Below are 13,211 nucleotides of genomic sequence, written 5' to 3'. Positions count from 1 at the left end.
CAACGCCCGCGGATTGCAACTTGCAGCAAGCGACAAACGCGCCGTTCCAGCGCTTTTCGTCAAATTAGCAACACCTGCGTGCCAACTTGCGCCAGTTCGTACAATTCGAGAATGTGCTCGTTATAAAGCCCCACACAGCCGTTCGACGACCGCCGCCCGATCTTTCGGGTGTCATGCGTGCCGTGGATCCGATAGGCGGGCCAGCCCAGATACAGCGCGCGCACCCCCAGCGGATTGTCCGGCGCGCCCCCTTCGACGACATCGGGCCAGTCGGGATTGCGGGCTTTCATCGATGCGGTCGGGCGCCAGGTCGGGTTTTCGACCTTTTGCACCACTTCGGTCCGGCCGCGGCGGGTCAGATCTTCGGACAGCGGCACAGAGGTGGGGTATAGGCGATAGATCGACTGGTCCTCGGACCAGAAATGCAGCGCGCGCGAGGTGAGGTCGGCGAGGATCGCACCCTTGCGGGTGTTCTCGAAGTAATCCTGCCAGTCCAGCATCCGGAAGCTGGAGGCATTGTTGCGGACGGAACTCGACGCGCCCGGCAGAATCTCGGTCGATCCTTCGAAGCCGAAGGCCGGAAAGGCGGCGGCGCCCATGGCGGCGGCGGCACCGGCGACGAAATGGCGGCGATCCAGCCCGAACTTGCGGTCTGCAGACATCTGCTTGCCCCTTCTTTTGCGTGTTTTGACGCTGCGTTTACAGATTTTGCCGCGACGGGGCAAATCAAACCCGCGTCAGTGGGCAAAGGATCGCGGGTCGGCGCGGTCACGCAGAGTTGGGTTTGAACTGGGTGGCGGCTTTCGGTAAACGGGCGGCATAACCACAACCGCGCCATGGCGTGACGGGGGCGAGCAGAGCAGATGGACAGACGGACAATCCTGACGACGGGGGCCGCGATGGCGCTGCTGTCGGCCTGTGTGCCGACGATGGGGGCGGGGCCGCGGCTGGGCGCGGATGGCAAGCCGCTGCCGCAGGTCTATGACACTGCCGCGCAGGGGGCGGGGACGATCGAGTATCGCCTGCTCGACTCGGTCAATGCGCTGCGTTCGTCGCGGGGGCTGCAGCCGCTGGTGCTGAACGCGCAACTGAATGCGGCGGCGGCGACCCATGCACGCGACATGTCGGTGCAGAACCGCCCGTGGCATTTCGGATCGGACGGCTCCTCGCCGCTGGAGCGGGTGCGGCGCGTGGGTTACGGCGGCAAGCTGCTGGGCGAGCTGATCTCGGAAACCTTCGAGACCGAGCTGGAAACGCTGGCCACATGGATGGAATCGCCCGACATGCGGCAGGTCATTCTTGACCCCGCCGCGACCGAGCTGGGCTTTGCCTGGTTCCAGGAACCGAACGGCAAGATCTGGTGGACGCTGGTCACGGGCTCCAGCGGGGGTGCCTTTCCGATGGCGGGGCTGACAGGATAGGAAAACGGGGGCCAAGGTGCCCCCGTTTCAATTCCGGTCCTGCCTTGGCCCGTCAGGGCAGGATGTGGATCACCGTGCCCGGGTTCACCATCGAATAGATCTCTTCCATCTCGCGGTCGGTCACGGCGATGCAGCCCGCTGTCCAGTCGCGCACGGAAACAGGCCGTGGCGGGCCGCCATGGATGAAGATGTCGCCCCCCGGCGGCTTGCCCGCCGCCTTGGCAAAGGCGACGTCGGTCGTGTTGGGGTACGAGATGCCCAGCGACAGGTGAAACTGCGAACGCGGGTTCCTGTGGGTGATGTAATAGGCACCTTCGGGTGTCTTGCCGTCGCCTTCGAACTGCTTGTGACCCTCGGGCGCGAAGCCCAGCGCGATATCATAGGATTTCAGCACCCGCCCGTGATGCAGCAGGTACATCTTGCGGTCGGCCTTGTGGACCTGAACCGAGGTGACCTCGGGACCGTAATATTTGCGGAACTTGCCGCCACCACCACAGGCTGCCAGACCGAATGCCACAGCCAGAACCAGAAAAACCCGAAGAAACCGCATGTCACTGCCCGCCTTGCCGTCTTTTGCTTATGTCCCGCGCATAACGGAAAACGGGTGTTGAGGAAAGGCGACCGTAAGTCGGTGACCCTTCACGGATTCGTCAGCGCGAGAAGCGGGCGGCAAGCTCGACATGCGCGGACCAGCGGAACTGGTCCACCACCTGCACCCAGTCCAGCCGCCACCCCGCATTGACCAGCATCCGCGCGTCCCGCGCAAAGGTGACGGGGTTGCAGGACACGGCGGCAATGACGGGAACCTTGCTTCGGGCGAGGGTGGCAACCTGCGCCTCGGCCCCCGCGCGGGGCGGGTCGATGACGACGGCGTCGATCCCCTTGAACTCGTCCGGTTCCAGCGGACGGCGGAACAGGTCGCGGGTTTCAGTGGTGACTTTCTTCAACCCCGGCGTCCCGCGCCAGCCCTTTTCCAGCGCGGCGGTCATGGGGGCGTCGCCTTCCACCGCCAGAACCTCGGCGCGTTCGGCAAGGGGCAGGGCAAAGGTGCCGCAGCCCGCGAACAGGTCCGCGATGCGGCGGGCATCGCCCACGGCATCGGTGACGGCGGCCAGAAGTGCGGCCTCGCCCTGAGGGGTGGCCTGGAGGAAGGCCCCGGGGGGCGGGGCGACCAGCGCCTTGCCGAAGCGTTGCATCGGCGCGGTTCGCAGCGCGACGGTTTCACCGCCCCATGTCAGCCGCGCGATGCCGTGGCTTTCCGCGATGCGGGCAAGCTCCATCCGCAGGGCGCCGTCCAGCTCCTTGCCGCCCGCGACGGCGACATCGGGTCCGCCAAGGCTGTGCGTGACGGTCAGCGACAGTTCGGTGGTACGCGATCCGCCAAGACGGGTGAGCGCCTCGAGCGCGGGCAGCGTGGACAGAAGGCCGGGATGCAGAAGCTGGCAGTTCGGGACGGGGATGATCAGGTCCGACCCGCGGGCGTGAAAGCCGATCAGCGCGCCGCCCTTGGTCTTGCGCGCGGCCAGCGTGGCGCGGCGGCGGGAATTGGGGGGCGAGGTATGGGTGGGCCGGAACGGTGCCTCGAGCCCCTGCCCCGACAGCGCGCCGCGCACGATGCCTTCCTTCCACGTGGTGACGAACGGGTCCGACGCGTGCTGCATCAGGCAGCCGCCGCAGGTGCGGGCATGGGCGCAGGGTGGTTTCTTGCGGTCGGCCGAGGGCGTGACGATGCGCGGATCGATCAGGCGGTCGCCGTCCAGCGTGCCCTCGACCTCTTCGCCCGGCAGCAGGCCGGGGATGTAGACGGGGCCATCGGGGCCACGGGCGATGCCGTCGCCGAGATGTCCGATGCGCTCGATGGTCAGGATCACTCTGCCGCTTCCTTGTCTTCCACACCGATGAAACCACCCGACTGGCGGTTCCAGTAGCGGGCATAGAGGCCGCCACGGGTGAGGAGTTGGTCATGCGTGCCTTCCTCGACGATGCGGCCGTCGTCAAGGACGACGATGCGGTCCATCGCGGAAATGGTCGACAGCCGGTGCGCGATGGCGAGGACGGTTTTCCCCTCCATCACGCGGGACAGGGCGGACTGGATGTTCGCCTCGACTTCGGAGTCGAGTGCGGATGTGGCCTCGTCCAGCACGAGGATGGGCGCGTCCTTGAGGAAGGCGCGGGCAAGGGCGATGCGCTGCCGCTGGCCGCCGGAAAGTTTTACGCCGCGCTCGCCAAGGTGGGCGTCGTATCCCTTGCGGCCGTTGTGGTCGATCATGTTGACGATGAAATCATGCGCCTCGGCGGCGCGGGCGGCGGCGATGATCTCGTCCTCGGTCGCGTCGGGCTTGCCGTAGGCGATGTTGTCGCGGGCAGAGCGGTTGAACATCGCGGTTTCCTGCGTGACCATCCCGATTTGTCGGCGGAGGCTCTCTTGCGTGACGGTGCGGACGTCGTGCCCGTCGATCAGGACGCGGCCGGATTCGGTGTCGTAAAGCCGCAGGAGGAGCGAGACGAGCGAGGATTTCCCCGCGCCCGACGCCCCGACGATGCCCAGCTTTTCGCCTGCGCGGATGGCCAGTGCCACATCCGCCACCCCGCCCCGCTTGCGCCCATAGGCAAAGGAGGCGTGGTCGAAGGTGATCTCGCCCCTGATGGGCGGCAGTTCGCGGGCGTCGGGCGCATCGGCCAGCGCGTGGGGGATGGCGAGGGTCTTCATGCCGTCCTCGACCTCGCCCACCGAGGTGTAGATGGACATGAGGGTAAAGCTGACCCAGCCCGACATCTGCGCGATCCGCATGGCGATGGCGCCCGAGGCCGCGATGTCGCCCGCGGTCGACGCGCCCTGCATCCAGAGCAGGACGGCCCCCCCGATCAGCAGGATCGGCAGCACCCCCGCAAGGGTCATCAGCGAGAAGCGGAACCATGTGGAGATCACGCCGAATTCCAGCGACTTGTCGCGGAACACCTCCATCGACCGCAGCGCGACCTTGTCCTCGAAAGCGGCATGGGCAAAGAGCTTGACCGTCTTGATGTTGGTGATCGTGTCCACCACCTGCCCCGACACCATCGCGCGGGCCGAGGCGCGGGCGGCAGAGTTCACGCGCACGCGCGGCATGAAGAAGCGGATCAGCAGGACATAGGCGACCAGCCAGACCGCCAGCGCCAGCGCGATGCGGTTGTCGATGGCCAGCAGAAAGACGACGGAGCCTATGACAGAGGCCAGCGCGAAGCAGACGGTGTTAATGACCTCGGTCGCCACATCGGTGACGGCGCGGGCGGCCTGCATCTGTTTGGTGGCGATGCGACCGGCGAAGTCGTTGTCGAAGAAGGTGACGGCCTGACCCAGCGTCCAGCGGTGCAGCCGCGACAGCACCAGCGGCAGGACATTCGGCCCCACGATGATGGAGTTCGACGCCGCCGAGATGCCGAAGGCCAGCGGGCGCAGCACCAGATAGAACAGCACGAAGATGCCGATCAGTTGCCAGTGGTCCGACAGGAAGTTCGCCGGACCCGACGCCAGCGCCGCATCGATCACCCAGCCAAGGATCAGGGCCGAGACGACCTCTGTCACACCGGCAAGGGACGACAGGATCCCCGCCACCGTCAGCGCGGGCCACGAGCCAGAAAGCGACCAGCGGAAGAACGGACCCAGCTTTTGCGGCGGGGGCGTGTCGGCGGGACGGAAGGCGTCGATGGCATTGCCGAGCGCGCGGAGCAGTTTCGTCATTCGGCAGCCTCTTCTTCCAGTCCGATGAAACCGCCCGACTGCCGCGCCCAGAAACGGGCGTAAAGCCCGCCCTTGGCCAGCAGGTCTGCATGGCTGCCCTGTTCCGCGATCCGGCCATCCTCCAGCACCACGATGCGGTCCATCGCGGCAATGGTTGACAGGCGATGCGCGATGGCGATGACGGTCTTGCCCTGCATGACACCATAAAGCGCGTCCTGAATCGCGGCCTCGGCTTCGCTGTCCAGCGCGGAGGTCGCCTCGTCGAGGATCAGGATGGGCGCGTCCTTGAGGATCACGCGCGCGAGCGCCACGCGCTGCCGCTGCCCGCCCGACAGTTTCACGCCACGCTCGCCCACATGGGCGTCATAGCCGCGCCGCCCCTGCGGGTCTTCCAGCGTGAGGATGAAGTCATGCGCCTCGGCCCGCTTGGCGGCGGCGATCATTTCATCCTCGGTCGCGTCGGGGCGGCCATAGAGGATATTGTCGCGGACCGATCGGTGGAGGAGCGAGCTGTCCTGCTGCACCATGCCGATCTTCTGGCGCAGGCTGTTCTGCGTGACATGCGCGATGTCCTGCCCGTCGATCAGGATGCGGCCCCCCTCGCAGTCGTAGAAACGCAGCATCAGCTTCACGAGGGTGGACTTCCCCGCGCCCGAGCGGCCCACGACCCCGATCTTCTCGCCCGGGCGGATGGTCAGCGACACGCCCTGCAACCCGCCCGAGCCGCGCCCGTAATGGTGCTGGATGGCGTCGATCTCGATCCGGCCTTCGGTGAAGTGAAGGGGTTTCGCGTCCTTCGCATCCACAAGGCCGATGGGGTGGGTGATCGTCTCCATCCCCTCTTGCACCACGCCCAGCGCCTGCACGAGCGAGGAGAAGGCCCACATGATCCAGTAGGTCATGTTGTTGAGCCTGAGGACAAGCGCGGTCGCGGCGGCGACAGTGCCGATGCTGGCCGCGCCCTGATACCACAGAAGGATCGCCCAGCCGGTGATGGCGACGATCAGAAACCCGTTCAGGACCGTCAGGGCGAGGTCCATCTTGGTGATGATCCGCATCTCGCGCTTGAACGTCTCGCGCGCGTGTTCGATCGACTCCTTGGCGTAGAGGAGTTCGCGGTCGTCATGGGCAAAGAGCTTGACGGAATGGATGTTGGTATAGGCATCCACCACCCGCCCCGTCACGGCAGACCGCGCATCGGAGCTGGCCTTGGAGGCGGGGCCCGCGTGGCGGATCGTCCAGCGGACGAGGGCGGCGTATAAGACGAACCACACGATCAGCGGCAGCAGCAGGCGCGGGTCGGCATCGGCCAGCATGATCCCCGCACCGACGACCGTGACCGAGGCGAAGGCAACCGCATCGAAGGTCTGGAACACCGCATCCCCCGCGGCGGGGGGCGTCTGCATGATGCGGTTGGCGATGCGTCCGGCAAAGTCGCTCTCGAACCAGCCGACGGGTTGGCGGATGACATGGGCATGGGCGCGCCAGCGGATCATCGTGCCGAAATTGGGCAGGATGGTGTTGTGCAAAAGCGCGACATTCCCCACCAGCAGGAGCGGGCGCAGGATCAGGATGGCCAGCGCCACGAGGACCATCTCGGTCCCGTAGAGCGCCCATGCCTGCGCGGGGCCGTTCTGGGCCAGCAGGTCCACCAGACGGCCCACATACCAGATCAGCGCGACATCGGCGAAGGCCGTCACGACCGACAGCATGGCCGTGATGGCAAAGACCGTCCGGAACGGGCGGATGTAATCCTTCAGAAAGGGCCAGAGCCGCCGCGGCGGCGTATCGGTTTGCTCGTAGGGACCATAGGGGTCGACGAGGCCTTCGAAGAAACGGAACACGGGAGAAGCCTCTTTTCCAAGGCTTCACCATATAGACCCGTTCGCGGGCAAGGGAAACCGTCAGCCAAGGAGTTGTGAGCGGGTCAGGCGCAGGTCCGACGAAAGCCAAGCGGTTTTCAGGCGTTTGAGTTCCGCGCCAAGCGCGGGGCCGGAAAGGTGCGGCAGGTCGGCGGCGGTGACGGGAAAGGGCGTTTCCGCCCCCCGCACCACCGCGGCCCGCCAGTCGGGCGGCGGAGGGGTTTCCAGCAGGGCCGCGCGCAACAGCACCGTATCGCCCGCCAGTGTCGCGCCATGCAGCGCGGCAAGGGCGGCGGGGCTGCGGGTGCCTGCGATCCCGTCCCGCAGGGTGGCAAGGTCGCGCTGTTCGTGGCGCGACAGGCGCAGCGCGTCGGTCGGATCGTCCCCGCCAAGGACGGCAAGTCGCCGCAGCCAGCGGGGCGGTTCGTCCCCCTCCAGATGCACCAGCGGCGCAAAGGCGCGGTCATCCGTGCCGGGCAGGATGGCGTTCAGGATGCCTGCGCGCGCCATGCTCGCCACCGCGGGGGCAGGGTCGGGCGCGGACAGGAGCTTGCGGATTTCCGCCCCCACACGCTCTTTCGACAGGGCGTGCAGCCCGTCGATGCCCGCGGCGCAGGCGGCAAGGCCGTCGGCATCCATGCCCAGCGCGGGGTCGCCATACCATGCGGTAAAGCGGAAGAAGCGCAGGATGCGGAGGTAGTCTTCGCGTATGCGCCGGTCGGGATCGCCCACAAAGCGGACATGCCGCGCGCGCAGGTCGGGCAGGCCGCCCAAGGGATCGACCACGGTTCCATCGGCGCGGGCGTAAATCGCGTTCATGGTGAAATCGCGCCGCGCGGCATCCTCGGCCACGTCGGTGGAGAAGGCCACGGTGGCGTGGCGGCCATCGGTTTCCACATCGCGGCGGAAGGTCGTCACCTCATGCGGCTTGCCGTCCGCGACGACGGTGATGGTGCCATGGTCGATCCCCGTGGGAACGGGTTTCAGACCCGCCGCGCGGGCCAGTTCCACCACGCGGTCGGGGGTGGCGTCGGTGGCGATGTCGATATCGGTGACCGCCACCCCCAGAAGGGCGTTGCGCACGCAGCCGCCCACCAGCAGCGCCTGATGCCCCGCCGTGGTCAGCATGGCGCAGACGCCTTGCGTCGCGGGATCGGTCAGCCAGTCGCCCGAGACCCTCATGCCGTCACCCTGTCGGCCAGACCGCGCAGGATGCGGGCGGTGGCACCCCAGATGTAATAGGGGCCATAGGGCACCGCATAATAGCGCCGCCACTCGCCCCGCCACAGGCGTCTCTCGATTCCGTAATGGGACGGCGTCAGGACATGCGGCAGGGGCACGGTAAAGACCTCGTCCACCTCGCCCGCCTCGGGGACGGGGGTGAAGCTGTCGCGCAGGAAGCCCAGAACGGGGGTGACGGTGAACCCCGTCACCGTCTCGTGCGGGGGCAGGGTTCCGGCGATTTCCACCAGAGCGGGGGGAAGGCCGATCTCCTCGCGGGTTTCGCGCAGGGCGGCGCCGATCACGCCGTCATCGCCCGCGTCCACCTTGCCGCCCGGAAAGGCGATCTGCCCGGGATGGTGTTTCAGATGCGAGGACCGCTTGGTCAGGATCAGCCGCGCCCCGTCGGGACGCAGCCAGACCGGCACCAGCACCGCCGCAGGCCGCAGCGTGCGGCCAGGCGGCAGGGTGATGGCGGGGTTCAGGTCGAAATCCGACGAAGGCCGCGCAGGGCGGTTCAATGCCTTGCGCAGCCTTTCCTCGGCCTCATGCATCCGGGGCCTTTTCCGCCTCGAACCCGACTGTTTTCGGGTCCAGCTCGTAATGCGCGCCGCAGAACTGGCAGTCGGCGGTGACGATGCCTTCGGGCGTCGTCATGTGGGCGATGTCCTTGGCCGAATAGATCGACAGCGAATTCCGCACCTTCTCGACCGAGCAGGAGCAGCCGAAGCGTACCGGCTGGGCGTCGAAGACGCGCGGCTCTTCCTCGTGGAAGAGGCGCACCAGCAGGTCGGTGGGCTGCACCGACGGGCCGATCAGCTCCATCTCCTCGACCGTGTCCAGCAGGAGGTTGGCGCGGTTCCAGTTCTCGCTCTCGTCGCCGGTCAGGATATCGGCATGGGTCAGAAGCCCGCCTTCGCCCGTCCCCTCGCCCCCCGCCACGAAGGGCGAGGCCTTGGGCATGTGCTGCAGCATCACGCCGCCCGCGCGCCAGTGCGGCGCCTCGCCGGGGTGCTGGCTCTTGCCGAAGGTCACGGCAAAGCGGGTGGGCAGCTGTTCGGACTGCGCGAAATAGGTTTCCGCACAGGCCGACAGCGACCCGCCCGCGATGGGGGTGATGCCGGAATAGGGCACCGTCCCCTCGCCCTGGTCGATCAGCACGGCCAGATAACCCTCGCCGATCTGGCTGAACGGGGGGGCGGCGGGGTCGAGCCGGTCGCGGTCGAAGCTGGCATAGGCGCGGATGCGGGCGCTTTGCCCGTCCTCGGTCGGGCCGTAATAGTCGGTCGCGATCAGGCGCGCCGGACCCTTGCCGCGCACCTGCAGCGACAGCTTCCAGCGCAGCTTGATCGTCTGGCCGATCAGCGCGGTCAGCAGGGCGGCCTCGGCGACCAGCGCCTCGATCTGCGGGGGATAGTCGTGCTGTTTCAGAACCTGGTCCAGCAGGCCATCCAGACGCGCGACGCGCCCCCGGATGTCGGAACGGTCAAGCTGGAACGGCAGGACGGTATCGTCCCAGGCGAGTTGAGAGCCGATGGTCATAGGGGTTTCCCGATTGTGCCGGTCCCGAATACCGCGCCAATATGGCACGGGCAACCACGGGGCCAAACAGATGATCCGCCGATATGGGGAACAAGTGAAGCAAGGTCAACGCTACAGGCGGAGGCCGGGGGTCTATGCGATCCTCCTGGACGGGGACGAACTTCTGGCCACGCATCAGGCCGCGCCGGTACCGGAATACCAGCTTCCCGGCGGCGGTATCGACGCGGGTGAGCATCCCGTCGCCGCGCTCCACCGCGAGGTGTTCGAAGAGACGGGATGGCGAATCGCGGTGCAGCGGCGGCTGGGGGCGTTCCGGCGGTTCACCTACATGCCGGAATACGACCTCTGGGCCGAAAAGCTCTGCACCATCTATCTGGCGCGGCCCGTGCGGCGGCACGGACCCCCGACCGAGGCAGGCCACAGCGCGGTCTGGATGCCCGCCGTGGCGGGGCTGGAGCTTCTGGGCAATGCGGGCGACCGCGCGATGCTGGCCCGCCTCCTCGGCCGTCGCTAGGTCCGGTCTAGGATCACGAAGGACACGTCGTCGGGAAAGTCGGTCGTCCCCGCATGGCCGGTCAGGGAGGCGATCACGCCGTCGCGCAGCGCGGGGCCGGTCCTGTCCGCCAGTCCGCGCATCAGCCGCAGCAGGCCCGCATCGCCAAGGTCACCGCGCGGCCCCGGACATTCGGTGATCCCGTCCGACGGAATCACCAGCCGGTCGCCCGGGCGCAGGTGGATGCGGGTTTCGGCATAGTCCGCCTGCGGCACCAGCCCCACGGGAAAGCCGCCCCGTCCCAGCCGGCGGTCGCGCCCCGCGCGGCGCAGCAGGAGCGGGTGGGGATGCCCCGCCTGCACCATCCGCAGCGTCCCGTCCGCCAGCGACAGGTCGGCATAGACCATCGTGACATACTGGTCCCCCCGCACCTCGGCGCAGAGCAGCCGGTTCAGCCGCGACACCACCTCGGCCGGAGAAAGGGGATGCCCGTCGCGGAAGGCGACGTTCTGGTCGCGACCGCTGTGGGACAAAAGCGCCGCCAGCCGCGCGGCCATCAGCGCCGCCGCCACCCCGTGCCCCGCCACATCCACCGCATAGACCGCGATCCGGTCAGGCCCCAGCGGGAACCACCCCACCATGTCGCCCCCCAGATGCCCCGAGGTGCGGACATGGAACAGCGCCTCGACCGGGCCGAAGCGCTGCACCGGATCGGGCAAGAGCGAGGCCTGCAGTTCATGCGCCTCGGCCAGATCGCGCTGCACCTCGGCGTAAAGCCGTTCCAGATCGCGGTGGCGGCGGCGCAGTTCGGCCTGCATCTGCAGGATGCGCTCGCCCGCGTGCAGGCGGGCCAGCAATTCGGTCGAATCGACGGGTTTGGTCAGGAAATCATCCGCCCCGCTGTCCAGACCATCCGCAATCTCGGTCTTTTCGCTGCGGGCGGAGAGCAGGACGAAATAGCCGTAACCGTCGCGCGGCAGGGCGCGGTAGGCGCGGCAGAATTCGGGACCGGTCATGCCGGGCATCATCCAGTCCGACAGGATGATGTCGAAGTCCGTGCTGCGGGCCAGCGCGATCGCCTGCTGTCCGGTTGCGGCCTCGCTCACCTGATAGCCCCAGCGGGTCAGGTGCAGTGCCAGCATCCGGCGCTGTGCCGCGCTGTCATCGGTCACCAGAACGCGGCGCGGCTGTGTGGCAAGCATGGCGGACTCCCTTCCTGTCCGGCCCATCCTGCCCGCAGGGGGTAAACAGACCGAAAAGGCCCGCCGAAAGATCGCATTGTGCGGAAAACGCCCTGCGGTCTTTACGCCTGCTTCACCGCCCCGGCCGCATCGTCCCGTCGGGGCAATCAGGGGTGTGGACCATGCTGTTGAACGAGGACCGTCTGCTGTCGCTGCGCGCGGAGATCGGCGAGGATGGCTATGAAGAGGTCGTGGCGCTGTTTCTGGCCGAAAGCGACGAGGTGATCGCGCGGCTGTCCGGCGCAGGCGCGGCCGTCCCGCCACGGGCAGAGCTGCATTTCCTGAAGGGCGTGGCGCTCAACCTCGGCTTCGACGATCTGGCCGAGATGTGCCGCAAGGGCGAGCGCGGCGAAGGCTATGACGCGCAGGCGCTGGCTCGGCTCTATGCCGAAACGCGCGCTGCGCTGGAAGGCTTCGTTCCGGCCTGACCCGCGTCAGATCAGGAATTCGGCCAGAATCTCGTCATTGGTGATGTCGCGATAGGTGAAGGCCGCCGCGTCCAGCTTGCCGAACAGCTCGCGGAAATTGTCCGACCGGCGGGTTTCGATCCCGATCAGGACCGACCCGAAGTTGCGGGCGGATTTCTTCAGGTATTCGAACCGCGCGATGTCGTCATCGGGGCCCAGCATGCCAAGGAATTCCCGCAGGGCACCGGGGCGCTGGGGCATCCGCAGGATGAAATACTTCTTCACGCCGGAATAGCGCTGGGCGCGTTCCTTCACCTCCGGCAACCGCTCGAAGTCGAAATTCCCGCCCGAGGTGACGCAGACCACGGTCTTGCCGCGGATTTCCGCGGCCAGTTCCGGCAGCACATCCACCGACAGCGCACCGGCGGGTTCCAGAACAATCCCCTCGACGTTCAGCATCTCGAGCATGGTGACGCAGATGCGGTCTTCGGGCGCCAGCAGCACGTTGGACGCATCGACCCAGTTCAGCCGTGCAAAGGTCCGGTCGCCCAGACGCGCCACCGCCGCCCCGTCGACAAAGCTGTTCACCCGCGCGAGTTTCGACGGCTCTCCGGCCTTCAGCGCTGCCATCAGCGACGCGCCCCCCAGCGGTTCGACAAAGCGGAAATCGGTCGCTGGGGCACATTCGCGCAGATAGGCGGTCACGCCCGAGGACAGCCCGCCCCCGCCCACCGGCAGGATTACCAGATCGGGGGCCGTGCCGAGCTGGTCAAGGATCTCCACCCCCACCGAGGCCTGACCGAGGATGACATCCTCGTCATCGAAGGGCGACAGGAAATGCGCCTGCTGCTCGGCGCAAAAGGCCTGCGCCGCGGCCAGCGTCTGGTCGAAATAGTCGCCCGTCAGGACGACGCGGATGGTGTCGCCCCCGAAGGCGCGGGTCTTGTCGATCTTCTGCTGCGGCGTGGTTACGGGCATGAAGACTGTCCCCTCCACCCCGAAATGGCGGCAGGCAAAGGCCACGCCCTGCGCATGGTTGCCCGCGCTGGCACAGACGAATCGGCGCCGGTCGGGCGTGCGCTGCAGCACCTTGCCCATGGCGGTGAAGGCTCCGCGGATCTTGTAGCTGCGGACGGGTGTCAGATCCTCGCGTTTCAGCCAGATGTCGGCGTCATAGCGTTGCGAGAGGTGTTCGTTGCGTTGCAGCGGGGTCTCGGGGAAAAGCTCCCTCAGCGCGTGTTCCGCGGCGCGGGCTGCGGTGGCGAATTCGCTCATTCGGCGGGAATCCCCTGAAAATTATCGT

Annotated in this window: 13 protein-coding genes; 3 read left to right on the top strand and 10 right to left on the bottom strand. The window is 67.3% G+C overall.

Annotated elements, in window-relative coordinates:
* Window positions 1-59 precede the first annotated feature (59 nt).
* Window positions 60-662 carry a L,D-transpeptidase gene (locus GU927_RS10585; protein ID WP_161762402.1) on the bottom strand — a complete coding sequence of 201 codons (603 nt, stop codon included), beginning with the start codon at window positions 660-662 and terminating at the stop codon, window positions 60-62.
* 201 nt (window positions 663-863) lie between these two features.
* Between GU927_RS10585 and GU927_RS10580 the strand changes: the two genes are divergently transcribed.
* A complete protein-coding gene (locus GU927_RS10580) occupies window positions 864-1,421 on the top strand; it encodes a CAP domain-containing protein (protein ID WP_161762401.1) in 558 nt (185 codons plus the stop codon).
* A 52-nt stretch (window positions 1,422-1,473) separates the two neighbouring features.
* On the opposite strand, the gene GU927_RS10575 is transcribed toward GU927_RS10580, so the two are convergent.
* The 7 genes from GU927_RS10575 to hslO form a co-directional block, all read right to left on the bottom strand.
* Window positions 1,474-1,971: a L,D-transpeptidase family protein gene (locus GU927_RS10575; protein WP_161762400.1), complete on the bottom strand. Its 498-nt coding sequence runs from the start codon at window positions 1,969-1,971 to the stop codon at window positions 1,474-1,476.
* A gap of 100 nt (window positions 1,972-2,071) precedes the next feature.
* Entirely contained in the window at window positions 2,072-3,292 is a 1,221-nt protein-coding gene (locus GU927_RS10570) for a class I SAM-dependent RNA methyltransferase (protein ID WP_161762399.1), read from the bottom strand.
* Window positions 3,289-5,142: an ABC transporter ATP-binding protein gene (locus tag GU927_RS10565; protein ID WP_161762398.1), complete on the bottom strand. Its 1,854-nt coding sequence runs from the start codon at window positions 5,140-5,142 to the stop codon at window positions 3,289-3,291. Before GU927_RS10565 ends, GU927_RS10570 begins: the two co-directional genes overlap by 4 nt.
* A complete protein-coding gene (locus GU927_RS10560) occupies window positions 5,139-6,986 on the bottom strand; it encodes an ABC transporter ATP-binding protein (protein WP_161762397.1) in 1,848 nt (615 codons plus the stop codon). Before GU927_RS10560 ends, GU927_RS10565 begins: the two co-directional genes overlap by 4 nt.
* A 60-nt stretch (window positions 6,987-7,046) precedes the next feature.
* Complete coding sequence (locus GU927_RS10555; RefSeq protein ID WP_161762396.1) at window positions 7,047-8,186, bottom strand: CCA tRNA nucleotidyltransferase; 1,140 nt, start codon at window positions 8,184-8,186, stop codon at window positions 7,047-7,049.
* Window positions 8,183-8,779 (bottom strand): CoA pyrophosphatase, encoded by a 597-nt coding sequence (locus GU927_RS10550; protein ID WP_161762395.1) that lies wholly within the window; start codon window positions 8,777-8,779, stop codon window positions 8,183-8,185. The genes GU927_RS10555 and GU927_RS10550 overlap by 4 nt, the downstream gene beginning before the upstream one ends.
* A complete protein-coding gene (gene hslO / locus GU927_RS10545; RefSeq protein ID WP_161762394.1) occupies window positions 8,772-9,767 on the bottom strand; it encodes an Hsp33 family molecular chaperone HslO in 996 nt (331 codons plus the stop codon). The genes GU927_RS10550 and hslO overlap by 8 nt, the downstream gene beginning before the upstream one ends.
* A 70-nt stretch (window positions 9,768-9,837) precedes the next feature.
* Between hslO and GU927_RS10540 the strand changes: the two genes are divergently transcribed.
* Window positions 9,838-10,281, top strand: coding sequence for an NUDIX hydrolase (locus GU927_RS10540; protein WP_161762393.1), 444 nt, complete (start codon window positions 9,838-9,840; stop codon window positions 10,279-10,281).
* Here GU927_RS10540 and GU927_RS10535 read toward each other — a convergent pair.
* Entirely contained in the window at window positions 10,278-11,462 is a 1,185-nt protein-coding gene (locus GU927_RS10535; protein WP_232489186.1) for a PP2C family protein-serine/threonine phosphatase, read from the bottom strand. The two genes, GU927_RS10540 and GU927_RS10535, sit on opposite strands and share 4 nt — an antisense overlap.
* Window positions 11,463-11,623: 161 nt before the next feature.
* Between GU927_RS10535 and GU927_RS10530 the strand changes: the two genes are divergently transcribed.
* The gene (locus GU927_RS10530; RefSeq protein ID WP_161762391.1) at window positions 11,624-11,929 is read left to right on the top strand and encodes an Hpt domain-containing protein; all 306 of its coding nucleotides are present in this window, start codon (window positions 11,624-11,626) and stop codon (window positions 11,927-11,929) included.
* A gap of 6 nt (window positions 11,930-11,935) precedes the next feature.
* Here GU927_RS10530 and ilvA read toward each other — a convergent pair whose 3' ends face one another.
* A complete protein-coding gene (gene ilvA / locus GU927_RS10525) occupies window positions 11,936-13,183 on the bottom strand; it encodes a threonine ammonia-lyase IlvA (protein ID WP_161762390.1) in 1,248 nt (415 codons plus the stop codon).
* Between the last annotated feature and the right edge of the window lie 28 nt (window positions 13,184-13,211).

Origin of the sequence: Paragemmobacter amnigenus (assembly GCF_009908265.2) — a bacterium.
Classification (GTDB): Bacteria; Pseudomonadota; Alphaproteobacteria; order Rhodobacterales; family Rhodobacteraceae; genus Paragemmobacter; species Paragemmobacter amnigenus.
This window is presented reverse-complemented; position numbering and strand designations above follow the sequence as displayed.

What these genes read in the sequence shown, in the direction of transcription:
- GU927_RS10585 (WP_161762402.1), bottom strand. Translation starts at nt 662, where the DNA reads ATGTCTGCAGACCGCAAGTTCGGGCTGGATCGCCGCCATTTCGTCGCC.
- GU927_RS10580 (WP_161762401.1), top strand. Translation starts at nt 864, where the DNA reads ATGGACAGACGGACAATCCTGACGACGGGGGCCGCGATGGCGCTGCTG.
- GU927_RS10575 (WP_161762400.1), bottom strand. Translation starts at nt 1,971, where the DNA reads ATGCGGTTTCTTCGGGTTTTTCTGGTTCTGGCTGTGGCATTCGGTCTG.
- GU927_RS10565 (WP_161762398.1), bottom strand. Translation starts at nt 5,142, where the DNA reads ATGACGAAACTGCTCCGCGCGCTCGGCAATGCCATCGACGCCTTCCGT.
- GU927_RS10555 (WP_161762396.1), bottom strand. Translation starts at nt 8,186, where the DNA reads ATGAGGGTCTCGGGCGACTGGCTGACCGATCCCGCGACGCAAGGCGTC.
- GU927_RS10550 (WP_161762395.1), bottom strand. Translation starts at nt 8,779, where the DNA reads ATGCATGAGGCCGAGGAAAGGCTGCGCAAGGCATTGAACCGCCCTGCG.
- hslO (WP_161762394.1), bottom strand. Translation starts at nt 9,767, where the DNA reads ATGACCATCGGCTCTCAACTCGCCTGGGACGATACCGTCCTGCCGTTC.
- GU927_RS10540 (WP_161762393.1), top strand. Translation starts at nt 9,838, where the DNA reads ATGATCCGCCGATATGGGGAACAAGTGAAGCAAGGTCAACGCTACAGG.
- GU927_RS10535 (WP_232489186.1), bottom strand. Translation starts at nt 11,462, where the DNA reads ATGCTTGCCACACAGCCGCGCCGCGTTCTGGTGACCGATGACAGCGCG.
- GU927_RS10530 (WP_161762391.1), top strand. Translation starts at nt 11,624, where the DNA reads ATGCTGTTGAACGAGGACCGTCTGCTGTCGCTGCGCGCGGAGATCGGC.
- ilvA (WP_161762390.1), bottom strand. Translation starts at nt 13,183, where the DNA reads ATGAGCGAATTCGCCACCGCAGCCCGCGCCGCGGAACACGCGCTGAGG.